Here is a 13,601-nt window from a genome sequence, read left to right as displayed (position 1 = left end):
ACAAAACACATCGAACACAAAACATCGAACACAAAACATCGAACACAAAGCAGCCCTCCACAATTGGAGGGCTGCACCAGCAGTGGGTTGGATTTTGTGTCGGAGGTGTGGGTTGATGGGGTTCATGTGAATCGGGTGGTGGGTGTGATGCTCTGTTTGAGAATGCCGCTGAATGGAACCACCAAGGTCTTGCCCAGAGAAAAACCTCACACTTTTTACACCTGGTTCAAGGTTATGCTGAGACATGATCAAGCTCCTGCGTGAACCCATCAACGCCCTGACCCACTGGTTTGGGGCGGTCATGGCCGTGGTCCTCACGGTGCTGTTGTGCATTTTTGCTTTTCGTGGTGGGGTTCACTGGTGGCCTTTTCTGGTGTATGGCATCAGCATGATTTTGCTGTACCTGGCCAGTGCCACCCTGCACTCTGTGCGGGCCAGAGACGCTGTGCTGCAATGGCTGACCAAACTGGACCACAGTGCCATCTTTCTGCTGATTGCGGGCAGCTATACGCCTGTGGCCTACTTTGCCCTCCCTCCTGTCTGGGCCAAATGGACCCTGATTGGGGTGTGGAGCATCGCTCTGGCAGGGGTGATCCTGAAACTGGTGACCCTCAACATTCACCGCTGGGTGTCCACCGGACTGTACCTGCTGATGGGCTGGGGCAGTGTGTTGCTGGTGCCTCAACTGCTGCATGTCTACTCCTGGCCTCCTGTGATCTGGATTGCACTGGGCGGAATTTTTTATTCCCTGGGTGCAGTGGTTTATGGCACCAAACGCTTCAATCCCATTCCTGGCGTGTTTGGCTACCATGAAATCTGGCATTTGTTCGTGCTGGCGGGAACGGCCAGCCATGCCACAGCCATGTTTTACCTGACCAGAGCCGCAATGTCTGCCTGAGCATCCGGGGCACCGTCCTGCTGTATTGGAGCCTTTGACAGAAGAACAAGAGGTTTGAGCACTGAAGGGTGTTTTTTGAAATGGAAGGATTCAACCAAATCCTTCCATTTCACGGATCAACGCAGTAGGGTCTGCTGTTTACCCCAGTTGCTTTCTGCACCAGAGCAGGGCCTGCGCTGCCACCTGCTCAGCGTTCAGATGGGAGGTGTCCAGCACATCAAACTGCCACGCTGGATGCCCCTTTGTCCAGTGTTCCCAGCGTTCCCAGTGCATTGCTTCCCAGGCCCCCTGAAGGATGACCGCCTGCAGGTGTTGCGGATCCCTCACATGTGCTCTGAACCACGCTGCGACAGCAAGATGATTGGGCCAGAACCGGGGATCGTCCTGTCTGCGTTCCAGTCGCTGCAGGTGGGCTTCTTCCTGAACATCCAGCAAGAGCACCCGGATGCCTTCCAGGTGCTCTGCTGAAGGCACCGCCAGCAACTCTCCTGGAGGCACGGGATCTCCAGCCAGCAAAAGGTGTTTCCCTTCCTGCTGCAACTTCAGGGCATGCTGCACAACGGTTTCAATGGCCTGATGCCTCCAGGTCAGGGTGATGTCCCGGGGATAGGGGGTGAGGGTGGTGAGTTCCACTGCTTCCACCTGGGGTTTCAGAACATCCTGAAGCAACTGGCGAACCGTGGTCTTGCCCACGCAACTGGCTCCGGTGATCAGCAACAACATCCAGACAGCATATCCGGCCACAGGAAGCCAGCAATCCACACAATGACCAGTGCACGTGTCCTCTGATCTGCCCATCAACCTTCAATGTAGCTTTCTTTGCTGATCTGCCGCAGATTTTCCGCGACCATGAGGGCCACAAGGAGGCTTTTATGGCGGATGATCAACGCAATGACAATCCGGGGTCCGATGACAACTGGGAAGACCAATTGGATCCCAAAGTGGCAGAACACTTCACCATTTCTGGAGACGAGGTGGATCCCACATTGCAGGCCGATGACGAGCAGATGGATGCCACCATTGATTTTGGAGGCGTGGAGAAAAACGATGAGGCCAATGACATTTCAGACATCACCGACTCCGAGGAGAGCATCACCGCCAATGCCGTGGCTTCCATCGTGAACAGCGAATCTGAACCCGCAGACCAGATCGACACACCTTTTGATCTGGATGAAGGCAAAGACGATTACCAGTGGCAGAAGTCCGATGATCCTGCCATTGCTGGCGATGAATTTGAGCGCAGACCCAGCCCTTACTTCAGAAATGACGACACGGCTGCAGACACCTTCACCGATGACCGCCACAGGGATGACACCTCTCCCGAAAATCAGGTGGAGGAAAAGTCAGAGTAAAACCCAGCAAATCAGAACAGAGAGAGGGCCTGTGGCCCTCTTTTTGAAGTTTTTTCGATGAAACAACAACACCCTTTTCAGCCTTCTTCAGTGGCTTTGAGCAGGTGGTTGGGCACCACCTTCCAGGTCAGGTCTGGATTGAGGGTCACGGTCATGGAATCCACATTGATGGGGAAAACCACTTCCACAGGATTCAGGGTCTCTCTGTCCAGCACTTCACCCTGTTCGGTTCCGCTGGTGAAGGCCACCCAGTAGGTGTTGGCAGGTGGAATTTCAAACTGAAAATTCATGTTGGGTTGACCACCAATGGCAAAAGTTGGCTTGCTGTCCATGCCAATGCCCACAGCGACCGCATTCACTGGAACGCTGCTGTCCACCTGGATCTGAAAAGTCCCTGCCTGGGTGCCCTCGGTCTGGTTCTGGAAGTAAAACGCATGGTGCCCCAGATCGTAAGAGAGGGTGATCCTGTTGGTCTGTGGGGTGGCAGAAATCGCCTGAGCAGCCTGAAACACCACACCAGGGGTCAATTGTGCGGTGCTGGACCAGATGAAGTCATAATTTGCCGTCCATTTGAAGGTCAGGGTGGTGCTGGGGTAGGTATATTTGCTCTGCCAGGCCACACTGTAAGGTCCGGGAGCGCGGGTGGTCTGAAAAATCACGAAACTGCCAGGCTGTTGGGTGTTGTTGTTGATCTGCAATTGGTAATCCATGTCTTCCCCCGATCACCCCTGGACCAGCATTTTTTTGAAGTCTGGAACAGGGTGGTCTTTCGCTGAATGTTCTTTCATGGTAGGCGTTTCCCCAGTGGCTTCCTACAGGAAAAATCCCTATGGACAGAACAATCAGCATGGTTTTTGGGGAATGTCATTTCAATTCCAGCTTTTCCGGGTGCTCCAGTTTTGCCAGGGGTGCTCTGGCAGGCCCGGTCAGCACCGTGCCATCAGAGGCAAAGCGTGAACCGTGGCAGGGACAATCCCAGGTGTGTTCTGCGCCGTTCCAGGACACCTCGCAGCCCAGGTGGGTGCACATGGCACCCACAGCATGAAGCTCGCCTTTTTCATCCCGGTGAACAGCGCATTTGCTGAGTCCCTGGCGCACAATGCAGCCCTGGCCGGGTTGCAGGTTTTGCACCTCTGCAGACTTTTTGAACCAGTCAAAGACATGCCCGATGCTGCGCCCTGCGTCCTTGATCCACGCCCTGTAATTGCCTCTGGGGAAACGGTCAGGACGGTACACTTCAATCCAGGGGTTTTCCTGGCCCAGCACCTGGTCGCGGATGATCATGGACCCGATGGTGGCATGGGTGAGGCCGTTTCCAGTGTCTCCGGTGATCACATAAATGTCTCCGGTTTTGCCCAGAAAGGCAATCCCATCTGCAGAATTGAACACTTGCCCGGACCACTGTTCCAGCCGTTCACCCACCGGGAAGTGCGCTCTGGCCCAGCTTTCAATGGTCTGCCAGCGTTCTTTGGGATCTGCAGGTTCACCTGTGCGGTGGTCTGCGCCTCCCACCAGCAGCATGTCCCCATCGGGCCGCACATAAAAATAGGGATCAGAGGTGTCATAGAACAGCACAGGTTCAATCTGCTCTGTGAGCTTCAGGGACACCATGTAGGTTCTGTACGGGGTCAACCTGAAAGAGTATTTGCCATGTTCGGAAACCACAGCATTGGTGGTGATGACCACGTGATTTGCATGCACAGTGTGGCCCTGTTCTGTGACCACGTGGTCTCCGGTGTAAGACAGCACCGGACTGGAGCCGTAAATCAGCCCGCCGTGTTTCTCAATGGCTTTTGCCAGCCCAAGCAGGTATTGCAGCGGATCCACCTGTCCCTGTTGTGGGTATTCGAGGCTTTCTGCAAAACCCTTGACCCAGGCAGGAGGGGTTGAAAGTCGCGTGTCAAAACCCAGCCCTCTGTGCACAGAAGCTTCCTTCTGAACGGTGGCATCATCTCCGGGAGCAGGCACCAGATGACCAGAAACCCGTCTGAAATCGCAATCCAGCTGTTCTGTCTGCACCATGCGTTCCATCTCTGCAATGGCGGCGGTGTGGCTCTGGTAAATCAGCCTTGTGGCTTCCCGGCCATGAATGGTCACCAGTTCCTGATACAGGAAATCCAGTGAGGCCGTCACCTGGGCACTGCTTCTGGGGGTTTCTCCGCTGCCGATCTGGTCGCGTTCCAGAACCACCACAGACAGACCTGCCTTGACCAGCTGATAGGCGGTGCTCAGGCCAGCAATTCCGGCCCCAACCACCACGGCATCTGCAATCAGGTCTTTGTTCAGGGGGTTGTGGGTGGGAAGGTTTTGCATCCAGTGGGAATGGGTGGACATGTTTCACCTCTTGATGGGGTTGGGTTGTTGGATCAAAGCACCTGCTTCAGGATTTTCACGCCAGCAGAGGAGAGGTGCACATGCCTCTGCACGGGTTGTTGCTCCAGCACATCAATCCAGCTGCCAGTCAATTCATGGGTCAGGGGGGCACCCCGGGTCAGCACCACCCGGATGCGCTCAGGTCCATACCTGCGTTCAAAGATCAGGTGGTCTCCTTCTGCATGCAAGACAGAGAAACTGCCCTCCTTCAGTGCTGCTTCCTGATGCCTCAGACGAATCAGCGCTTTGTACCAGTGGTGAATTTCAGAATCCCACAGGGCTTTGTTGTCCCAGGGCATCGGGCGGCGGTTGTCAGGGTCATCCTCGCCTTCCAGTCCGATTTCATCTCCGTAATAGATGCAGGGAACCCCAATGAAGGTGAACAGCAGCGCCACACCCAGTTTTCGGGTTTGCAGATCGGGAACCAGGGTGGCAAAGCGTTTCACATCGTGGGAATCCAGCAAATTGAAGGCGGCCAGTTGCTGGTTGAAAGGCAGGTAACTGAGAGGCCGGGTCAGGGCCTCTGCATATTCTCTGGCATCAAGCCATGCAGGGTGGCTTTTGTGGTCCTGGCTTGCCAGAAAAGACCAGGTGGGGATCATGAAGGCAAAGTAGTTCATGGTGGCGTCTTCTACCCCGCCTTGCAGCCATAAAGTGGCATCCCCAAAATGTTCCCCCAGGATGTAAGCATCGCTGCGGGTTTCCCGTGCAGCGCTCCACAACTCGGCCAGAATCTGGCGGTTGTCCTGGTCGCTGCCTTCAGAGCCGATCATGGAAGCCACATCCAGCCTCCAGGCATCCATTTCATAAGGCCCTTTCAACCAGTAACGGATCACCGAGTCCGGGTTGGCGTAGATGTGGCCTCTGACTTCCTGGTGGGCGTAATTCAGCTTGGGAAGCGTGGAAAACCCCATCCAGGAAAAGTAATCATCGGGGTTTTCACCAGAGTAGTTGTAGTACTGCCTGAAATTTTCACTCTGGTAGGCTCCGGGCTCCTGATAGTGGCCTGCTTTGTTCATCCAGCGGTGCCAGTCTCCGGTGTGGTTGAAGACCCCATCCAGCATGATGCGGATGTCAGAATGGTGCAGTTCTTTCACCAGGGCTGCAAAGCCTTCATTGCTGCCAAAGTGCGGATCGATGCGGTAATAATCCTGGGTGTCGTACTTGTGGGCAGAGGGGCTTTCAAAGATGGGGTTGAGGTACAGGGCATTCACCCCCAATGCCTGAAAATAGGGAATGCTCTGCCGGATGCCTTCCAGATCTCCACCATAAAATTCCATGTAGCCGGTTTCTTTCTGAGGAAGTTCATGCCATTCTCGCGTTTCGATGTCCTTGTTGGTGTACTGGTACTGCCCTTTTTGCACCCGCAGGCTGGGATCTCCCATTTTAAAGCGGTCTGGAAAGATCTGGTAGAAGATGCGGCTTCTGACCCACAAGGGCGGCTCCTGACTGGAAAAACTGAAATCCTGCAGCACGCTGGGTGCACTGGGGCTCACCCCGGCCTGATTGAGCCACCACACCCTTCCTGCGGCAATGACCTTGAAACGGTAATGAAATTTCTGGTGGTGCGTGAAGGGCAATTCTGCCACCCAGCGGCCATCTCCATAAGGTTTCAGTTCGCTGTAATGCGAGGCCCCATGCAGGTAACCCACCGCCCAGCCCTGTTCAAGTTCACGGTCGGTTTCCAGAAAGACCCGTGCAATGTTGCCTTCCCTTTGCAGAAAAAAAGGCGTGCCATCATGATAAAGCTGCATGTGCTCCTCCTGGTTTGGAATGAACGGGTATCTGAGCGGAAAAGTCCCCTCGAAAGGGGACATGAAGTGCAATGTGAGATGGATTCAATCTGGGGTTGCATTGCTGGTGTGGCCATTGCCTCCAGCATTGCCCGGATTGTTGCCCGGAGAGCCCTGCTCTCCAGCCCGGTCTCCTTCGGCTGGATTCTCTTTTTCTCCTTCATGAAAAGTGCGAATGATTTTCTTCTGGTCTTCTTCCTGTTTTTTCATGGCATTGCTTTTGGGTTCCTGATCAGACATAAATGCTCCTTGAGGGTTCAAATTTGCAGGGTCAAACTTCTGGGTCAAAAGGGGACTTATTCTTCGGCGGCTCTGGGATTGATCACCCTTTCAGCACAGAGGGTCAGGCCCTTGTCGGCTTCGTATTCTTCGTTCAGGGTGTCTTCCAGTTTGATGGCAGCGTTGCTGTAGCCCAGTTGCTGGGCCCAGGTGCGCAGGGTGCCGTAAGTGGCGATTTCATAGTGCTCCACCTTCTGAGAAGCACCAATCAGGGCAGCGTCCAGCACAGAGCTTTCAGAGTCTTTTTGTTGCTTCAGAATTTCTTCTGCTTCTTTCAAGAGCCCCTTCATGGCCTGACAGGTTTTGGTTTTGGGTTTTTCGTCCAGTTCCTTGAACACGGCTTCCAGACGTTGTTTCTGTTTCTCGGTTTTTTTGATGTGGTCTTCGAACAGGGTTTTCAGTTTCTGGGAGGTGGCGGCCTGTGCCATTTTGGGCAGGGCTTCCAGCAACTGGGTCTCGGCGTCGTAGATGTCTTGCAATTGTTCAACAAAGAGTTGTTCGAGGTTTTGCATGGGGTTTCTCCTTCGTAAAAGTGATGATTGCTCACCAGCAGCAGGTTTTCTGGCTGGACCAGCGCAGATGTCCTGCATGGGGCTCGACAGGCCCATGTTAGACCACGGTTGTGCTGTTGCTGTGAAAGAAATCCCCTAGTCTGAAAAGGGAACTTTCACAAAAATTTCATTTCTGAAGAATTCAATCAATAAGCTGGCAGCAGATGAAAACAATCAGCCTCTACTGAGCGCTGGCTGATGAAATCATCTGGCCTATCTGAATGAAGCAATGGTGTTTTTGATTGATGTGCCATCCCTCACCATATCAATGTGTGAAATGATTCTATTTTTAACTCACCTGATTTCATGAAAGCGGATTATCCTGAAGAAGACATGGCTGGAGAGGAAAAAGAAGTGGATATGAATCATCTTGAAGGATTTTAAAACACTGAAATGAAGCACTGAAAACATCACAGAGGTGAAAGGTGTAGGTGGTGTGTTTTTGGTGTTTTATCTGCCCACTTCCCTTTCTGCGCCATGACTTCATTGGAGGTCGATCATGCCAGATGCACCCATGGAAAAACCCGGACATCAAAACGAAATGTCTCCCCGTCCTGAAGTGATCAGCAAAGACTACAAACCTGCAGGAAAACTGCAAGGCCAGACGGCCATCATCTCTGGTGGAGATTCAGGGATTGGTCGCTCTGTGGCGGTGGCTTTTGCTGCCGAAGGCGCAGACGTGGCCATCATTTACCTGGAAGAAAACCAGGATGCCCGTGACACCCGCAAAATGGTGGAAGAACGGGGCGGCAAATGCCTGCTGATTGCCGGAGATGTGGGCAAACCCGAGTTCTGTGAACAGGCTGTGCAGCAGGTGCTGAAGAAATTCGGCAGGCTGGACATCGTGGTCAACAATGCAGCAGAGCAAACCCCCCAGGAAGATTTCATGAAAATCACCCCGGAGCAGCTGGAAAAAACCTTCAGAACCAACATCTTCGGTTATTTTTACCTGACCCGTGCTGCCATGCCCCACCTGAAGAAAGGCGCACGCATCATCAACACCACCTCGGTCACCGCCTACCGGGGCAGCCCTGGACTGGTGGATTACTCTGCCACCAAGGGAGCCATTGTGGCCTTCACCCGTTCCCTCTCAGGCATGCTGGCCGAAAAAGGCATCCGGGTGAATGGTGTGGCCCCCGGTCCCATCTGGACGCCCCTGATCCCCAGCACCTTCCCAGAAGACAAGGTGGAACATTTCGGAGAAGATACCCCTCTGGGACGTCCTGGACAGCCCAGCGAAGTGGCCACCTGTTTTGTGTTTCTGGCCTCCCAGGACAGCAGTTACATGACCGGACAGGTGCTGCACCCCAATGGAGGAGAGATCATCAACGGTTGAGCAAAAGCAACCCATGGAACCCTGCAGGCCCTGGGAAGTTGACCTTCCTGGAGCCTGCTTTGCTTGTCAGATTTCTGTCACATGCAATGTTTACGCTGTAGTTGTGGAGTTGTTCGATCCGGTCCAGAGAGACCTCAAGCGTGTGCTGTCCCTGCTGCACCGTCCCGATGTGGACGAGCAGGTGCGGCAGATTTACCAGTTGCTGTTTCGGGTGGCCCTGCGGGTGGGCAAGAAGACCCGTGGAGGCAGGGGAGAACCCCTGACCATCCGTCGCAAAGAGAATGATTTTTTGCCGGTGCGGTTTCAACTTTACAAAGCCCATTGCCTGAAAGCGGTCAATGAAGCTTTGCAGCAATGGAAAAACCGTCCCCGCACCCGCGAGGCCTTCAATGAGATTTTTCTGTGCATGCAGGTGGCACTGGCCTGTTTTTGACTGTTCCTGTGTTTGACTGTTTTTGAGCTTCAGCAGGTTCAGAAGAGCAGCCAGAACCCCGATTGGTTCGCAATGTTGCAGGCTGGGTCTGGTTGGTTTATAAATCCTGGGTGTACAGTTCGCCTCCATGGCTGGCGACCAGACGGGTCATCCAGCTCTGAAAGTCACACCATCCTGTGCTTTCTGTCTGCCAGTTTTCCACCTGGCTTTCGGTGCTGAAGACATTGAAAGGATGCAGTGGGCGTCTGAAATCAAACACAGCAAAACTGCCCACATGGGACAGCACAGCCGCCACCATCAGGTGGGGAAACTGCTCAGGATTGCCAGCGAAAATGGCCCGATTGTACCGTTCCAGTTCATGCAGCCCCAGAAATTTGATGCCGGTGCGTCTGCCCGGATGAAAGTAAAGCTCTGCAGAGCCCAGGTGTATCAGAAAGGCCTGGTAGTCTTCTGGGAAGGGGGTTTGCAGGTGTTGCATGGTTTTTGCAATTTCTGCGGCGGTGTAGTTCTGCAGGATTTTGAAGGTGCGGATCATGCCATCAGGGCCAGGAGCTGTACCGTCTCTGGTGCAGCTTTTCAGATGGATCAATGCTTGTTGGTAAGTCAGTGCATCCATTTTTCAATTGTAGCGTTTTGTGTCTGACTTGCCATGGACACGAGGCCACTGGACTTTTTGTTTTCGTTACAAATTTATGAAAGTCAATGGCGCTTTATTCGAAAGACCCATTCGCAGCACGGATGATTTCAGAGGATTGCTTTTGCTTTTTGGAAAAGCTTCAAACCCGCGCTTCAGTCTCATCCTGACTGGCCCACCACACCAGCCAGATCAAGAGGGGCTGCAAAGGCAACCTCAACCACAACAGCCACACCGGTACAGGGAATTTTCTGGCCCACAACAGCATCTGGATGTTGGCTGGAAAAACCAGCAACAGCAAGGCCACCAGCCCCAGGCCAGCAGGTTTGCGTGTGGCCTTGCTCAGCAAACCCAGCCCTCCAGCCACCTCTGCTGCACCACTGAGGGCCACAGCAGCCTCTGGAAAAGGCACCCATTTTGGCATGATGGACAGAAACATTCTGGGCACCCAGAAATGGCAGATGCCTGTGAACACAAACAGTGCTCCCAGCGAAAGGCGGGTTCTGCGTTTCCAGGCAGGATTTTTCCAGGCACGTCTGGTGAATTGTTGCAATGACCTGAGCATGGCTCTGATTGTAGGTGTTCATGGGTGCTGGTTCTGGAGCTTTTCTTGAATTTGAGTTGTCAGGGGAAACCCATCTGCACTTGTGGATCAAGCAGGTGGGTTTCCCCTGACAACCAGCAGGTGTTACTTGCAGGTGTTATTCATTCACAGCATGAAGCTGCACAGAGGTGCCCGGGTCCAGACCATACACCTGGTACCGGTCCACCACCTGTTCGGCCCAGTTGCGGTGGGTCGCAGGTTCGCACATGGCATCTCCCATTTTGAACACTGCAGGAGCATCTGCAGCCAGAATGGCTTCAGCCATTTCCAGATCGGTGCCAGACACCCGGTACAGGCTTTCAATCACCGGAACCTGGGAGGGGTGAATGGCAGTCTTGCCAAAAAGACCGTTCTGCAAATCCATGCGGGTTTCCTGCACCAGGGTTTCCGGGTCATCCGTGAAATCGTAAACCGGAGCACTCAGGTTGAACCCGTAAGGCTTGAATTGCAAAACCAGCTGGTTGATCAGGGTGCCCAGTGGGGTCTGGTAGGCACTGACCCCCCGGCTGCGGCGCATGTTCAGCAGGCTCAGCAGGTCATTGCCCCCAATCCTTAAAGACAGCACCCGGTGTTGCTGGGCCAGCAGCATGGAACGCAACTCGTCCAGGGCTCCACGGTCAAAAACCACCCGGGTTTCCAGGGTGGGCATGATCTGGAATGTGGTGCCTTTCAGGGTGCCCATCCACAGGGGAAGGTTTTGCGGCTCCACTTTGGGAAGCACAAAGCCCTCGACCTGCTCGATTCCAGGCAGGTCCAGCAATTGCTGCAAAACCGGGATGTTTCTGGCCCGCACAAACACCTTCAGGTTGCTGCTTCTCAACTCCTGCAGGGTCTGATTGATGTTGTGCAGCGCCTCTGGAAGATGCTGCGGCAAAACAGCATCTTCTGTGCAAATGATCACCGAACGCAGAAAAGGGTATTTTTCTGCGTTGACGATGGAAAGGAGTTGTGGATGCGTGCCAGGGACATACAGGGAAGCGCCCAGTTCAAGTGCCTGCATCAGTGTGGGTTCCCGGACTGCTCAGGCGCCGAATTCGCTGGGGCTGATGGCCACGGCATTGCAGATTTCCCGCAGCACCTGACGCTCTTTCTCGTCAAAGTTGCCGTCTGCATTGGCGATCACCAGCGCGACCTGCACAGCAGCACGGGCCGCTTCCGGTTTGTTTTTCAGTTTGCCCACAGCCTGGATGGCTTCAATTTTGCCGAAATCGAAATCCTGTTCCAGTTTGCCACAGTAAAATTCAAATTTCTGTTTGAGGGTGGCCACATCAAAAGACTGCAGCACGGAATTGCTCATGATGAATTGTGCGGTTTTGCTGCGCTCCGTGGAGTCGATTTTTCCATCGGCGGCTGCCATCAGGGCACAGGCGGCCATGCTGGCCTCTGCAAATTCACGGTTCATGAATTGCTTTGCACTTTTTTGCAGGTCTCCTGCGATGGATTGGGCTGCGCCTTTCAGTTTGTTGAAAAAACTCATGTGGTACCCCTTTCTATATGTCCTGATCTGTCAGAAGTGGCCGGATCAGTGCCACTGCCTGGTAAGGCAAGTCTACCTGTTTTGTGACCTCTACCTGGCGTTTTTCCGCCAGCTCGATCAGGTGATGCACATCAGGATGCTGCGGGTCCCGCACAATCAACCGTTCAGGAATTCTGCGCAGCATCACCCGCGTGCTTTCACCCACACCAGGTTTGATGTAATTGAGCGGACGCTCTCCATACCCGCGTTGCAGGTCCTGCAGGCACTGCATGGAGGTTGTTCTCAACTGAGCTGTATTACGCGGTGAATCTGAAAGAAGTTCCGGCAGTTGGGGCGGCTGGGGATGATGCTCCTCAATCATGCCCAGGTAGGTCAAAGTTTCATCCTGTGCAGTGAGGTGTTCCAGATGCATGGCCCCATCAAAAGCCCCTGCTGCATAGGCTTCAGGCTGCCTGACGGTTCTGCTGATCAGGCCTGAAACCGTTCCGTTCAGGACAGCATGTGGAATCAGGTAATCTTCATGGGTGGGTGCATGGTGGGCGGTGCCACTGATGTCTGCCAGAACATAAAGGTTGCTGGAAAGGCGGGTGCCCTGCTCGGCATTGAAGTGATCCACACTGATTTGCAGTTCTCTGGAAATCACCCCTTTGCCCGTCCAGCCATCAATGAAATGCAGGTGTTCAGCAAGGTTTCCTTCCTGATTCACAATGTGCTGCAGGGCATGCAGGTCCAGCCCCCTGTCCCGGATGATGCTGACACTGTAGTGCTGCACCTCATGGCCACAACTGCGCAGAAAGCGGGTGAGCAGCACCCCCACTGGCGTTCCTGCCCGTGCAAGGCTGACCAGCACCAGTTTCTGCCCTGCTGGCGTGTCCTGCACCAGTTGTGCAGCCAGCAGACGAATGTCCTGTGCCACACGTGCAGCCTGCCGCTCCACCGCCCGATGGTACAGCTCCAGATAATCGGCTTTTGGGGGAGACTCGATGGAAAGGATTTCACTGTAATGGCTGTTCCCGGACTGGATGCGTTTTTCTTTCTCTTCCACACTCAGTGTTTCGATCTCGATGGGAAGCAGCAAAAAAGTCACGTCCTGGGGATCGTAACTGGTGGGCATGGGCGTCAATGAAAAATCAGGCATGGGGCTCCAGCAGGCGTGCAATCTGGCTCTGAGAGGGGGTCATCCAGAAATCACAACTTTGCATGAACTCCAGATCGGTGTGGCTGTCCCCGATGCCCAGGGTCAGCCCTGCTCCCCGTTTTGCTTTCAGGTGTTCCACGGCATGTTTCTTGCGAACAGCATGCGGAACAAAAGACAGGTTGTTGCCATTCAGGTGCACATAGTACCCTTCTGATCCAAGTTTTTGCTGTACGGTTTGCAGCACTTCTGCCAGTGCAGACTCGGGAAGGCCACGCACCTTGCTGACCGTGCAGATGGGCAAGTCCCCTTCCTGAATGATGCGGTGAAACATCAATTCTGGATCAGGATGGGCTTCCTGGAGCAACCTCAGGGCTTCTTGCAGGAGGTGCTGGTAGTGGCTGGCCTGCTGGCGCATGTGGTCGGTCCATTCCGGGTCGTCGGTCCAGCCATTTTCCTGCCAGAGCAGGAGGGTGGCCCCGTGGTTCAGGATGGCATGGCTGCCCCATTTGATTTGCAGGGCTTCAAAGGCCCTGCGGTCCCGGCCTGTCACGGCAATGACTTCTCCGTGTGAAAGCCAGTCCAGCAGCTTTTTCTGGTGTTCCAGCATGAAGGTGGGCTTCACGCCACTGCCGTCTTGCACCACGTTGGTGGCCTGCTCCTGGGATTTTTGCCTCAGGTGCAGTTTGCGTTCTGTCTGAAAGAGGGTGTCGTCCAGGTCCGTGAAAATCAGCAT

General features: G+C 54.1%; 16 protein-coding genes. 4 read left to right on the top strand and 12 right to left on the bottom strand.

The window, feature by feature from the left end:
• The first annotated feature begins 244 nt into the window (after nucleotides 1-244).
• A complete protein-coding gene (trhA, locus tag IEY52_RS13420) occupies nucleotides 245-898 on the top strand; it encodes a PAQR family membrane homeostasis protein TrhA (protein WP_189003211.1) in 654 nt (217 codons plus the stop codon).
• A 138-nt stretch (nucleotides 899-1,036) separates the two neighbouring features.
• Here trhA and IEY52_RS13415 read toward each other — a convergent pair whose 3' ends face one another.
• Complete coding sequence (locus tag IEY52_RS13415; protein ID WP_189003210.1) at nucleotides 1,037-1,621, bottom strand: nucleoside/nucleotide kinase family protein; 585 nt, start codon at nucleotides 1,619-1,621, stop codon at nucleotides 1,037-1,039.
• A 149-nt stretch (nucleotides 1,622-1,770) separates the two neighbouring features.
• Between IEY52_RS13415 and IEY52_RS13410 the strand changes: the two genes are divergently transcribed.
• On the top strand, nucleotides 1,771-2,250 hold the full coding sequence (locus tag IEY52_RS13410; RefSeq protein WP_189003209.1) for a hypothetical protein: 480 nt from the start codon (nucleotides 1,771-1,773) through the stop codon (nucleotides 2,248-2,250).
• Nucleotides 2,251-2,327: 77 nt separating this feature from the next.
• Here IEY52_RS13410 and IEY52_RS13405 read toward each other — a convergent pair whose 3' ends face one another.
• The 5 genes from IEY52_RS13405 to IEY52_RS13385 all read right to left on the bottom strand — a co-directional run bounded on the left by IEY52_RS13405 (nucleotide 2,328) and on the right by IEY52_RS13385 (nucleotide 7,207).
• Nucleotides 2,328-2,960, bottom strand: a complete 633-nt coding sequence (locus IEY52_RS13405) for a RhiA family protein (RefSeq protein ID WP_189003208.1) — start codon at nucleotides 2,958-2,960, stop codon at nucleotides 2,328-2,330.
• A gap of 154 nt (nucleotides 2,961-3,114) precedes the next feature.
• Complete coding sequence (locus IEY52_RS13400) at nucleotides 3,115-4,584, bottom strand: FAD-dependent oxidoreductase (protein WP_189003207.1); 1,470 nt, start codon at nucleotides 4,582-4,584, stop codon at nucleotides 3,115-3,117.
• A 32-nt stretch (nucleotides 4,585-4,616) separates the two neighbouring features.
• Nucleotides 4,617-6,377 (bottom strand): maltodextrin glucosidase, encoded by a 1,761-nt coding sequence (malZ, locus tag IEY52_RS13395; protein ID WP_189003206.1) that lies wholly within the window; start codon nucleotides 6,375-6,377, stop codon nucleotides 4,617-4,619.
• An 84-nt stretch (nucleotides 6,378-6,461) separates the two neighbouring features.
• Complete coding sequence (locus IEY52_RS13390; protein WP_189003205.1) at nucleotides 6,462-6,656, bottom strand: hypothetical protein; 195 nt, start codon at nucleotides 6,654-6,656, stop codon at nucleotides 6,462-6,464.
• A 56-nt stretch (nucleotides 6,657-6,712) separates the two neighbouring features.
• The gene (locus tag IEY52_RS13385) at nucleotides 6,713-7,207 is read right to left on the bottom strand and encodes a YciE/YciF ferroxidase family protein (protein ID WP_189003204.1); all 495 of its coding nucleotides are present in this window, start codon (nucleotides 7,205-7,207) and stop codon (nucleotides 6,713-6,715) included.
• A 538-nt stretch (nucleotides 7,208-7,745) separates the two neighbouring features.
• Between IEY52_RS13385 and IEY52_RS13380 the strand changes: the two genes are divergently transcribed.
• Both IEY52_RS13380 and IEY52_RS13375 read left to right on the top strand, forming a co-directional pair.
• Nucleotides 7,746-8,582 (top strand): SDR family oxidoreductase, encoded by an 837-nt coding sequence (locus IEY52_RS13380; protein ID WP_189003203.1) that lies wholly within the window; start codon nucleotides 7,746-7,748, stop codon nucleotides 8,580-8,582.
• A gap of 103 nt (nucleotides 8,583-8,685) precedes the next feature.
• Nucleotides 8,686-9,015, top strand: coding sequence for a hypothetical protein (locus IEY52_RS13375; protein ID WP_189003202.1), 330 nt, complete (start codon nucleotides 8,686-8,688; stop codon nucleotides 9,013-9,015).
• A 97-nt stretch (nucleotides 9,016-9,112) separates the two neighbouring features.
• Here the strand turns inward: IEY52_RS13375 and IEY52_RS13370 are convergent, their stop codons facing one another.
• The 6 genes from IEY52_RS13370 to IEY52_RS13345 form a co-directional block, all read right to left on the bottom strand.
• Complete coding sequence (locus IEY52_RS13370; RefSeq protein WP_189003201.1) at nucleotides 9,113-9,631, bottom strand: SMI1/KNR4 family protein; 519 nt, start codon at nucleotides 9,629-9,631, stop codon at nucleotides 9,113-9,115.
• A 160-nt stretch (nucleotides 9,632-9,791) separates the two neighbouring features.
• A complete protein-coding gene (locus tag IEY52_RS13365) occupies nucleotides 9,792-10,214 on the bottom strand; it encodes a DoxX family protein (RefSeq protein WP_229684783.1) in 423 nt (140 codons plus the stop codon).
• 136 nt (nucleotides 10,215-10,350) lie between these two features.
• On the bottom strand, nucleotides 10,351-11,253 hold the full coding sequence (locus tag IEY52_RS13360) for an HpcH/HpaI aldolase/citrate lyase family protein (RefSeq protein WP_189003200.1): 903 nt from the start codon (nucleotides 11,251-11,253) through the stop codon (nucleotides 10,351-10,353).
• 21 nt (nucleotides 11,254-11,274) lie between these two features.
• Entirely contained in the window at nucleotides 11,275-11,730 is a 456-nt protein-coding gene (locus IEY52_RS13355) for a tellurite resistance TerB family protein (RefSeq protein ID WP_189003199.1), read from the bottom strand.
• A gap of 13 nt (nucleotides 11,731-11,743) precedes the next feature.
• Complete coding sequence (locus tag IEY52_RS13350; protein WP_189003198.1) at nucleotides 11,744-12,868, bottom strand: cysteine protease StiP family protein; 1,125 nt, start codon at nucleotides 12,866-12,868, stop codon at nucleotides 11,744-11,746.
• Nucleotides 12,861-13,601: an HAD family hydrolase gene (locus IEY52_RS13345; RefSeq protein WP_189003197.1), complete on the bottom strand. Its 741-nt coding sequence runs from the start codon at nucleotides 13,599-13,601 to the stop codon at nucleotides 12,861-12,863. The genes IEY52_RS13350 and IEY52_RS13345 overlap by 8 nt, the downstream gene beginning before the upstream one ends.

This window comes from Deinococcus roseus, from assembly GCF_014646895.1.
Lineage (GTDB): Bacteria > Deinococcota > Deinococci > Deinococcales > Deinococcaceae > Deinococcus_C > Deinococcus_C roseus.
This window is presented reverse-complemented; position numbering and strand designations above follow the sequence as displayed.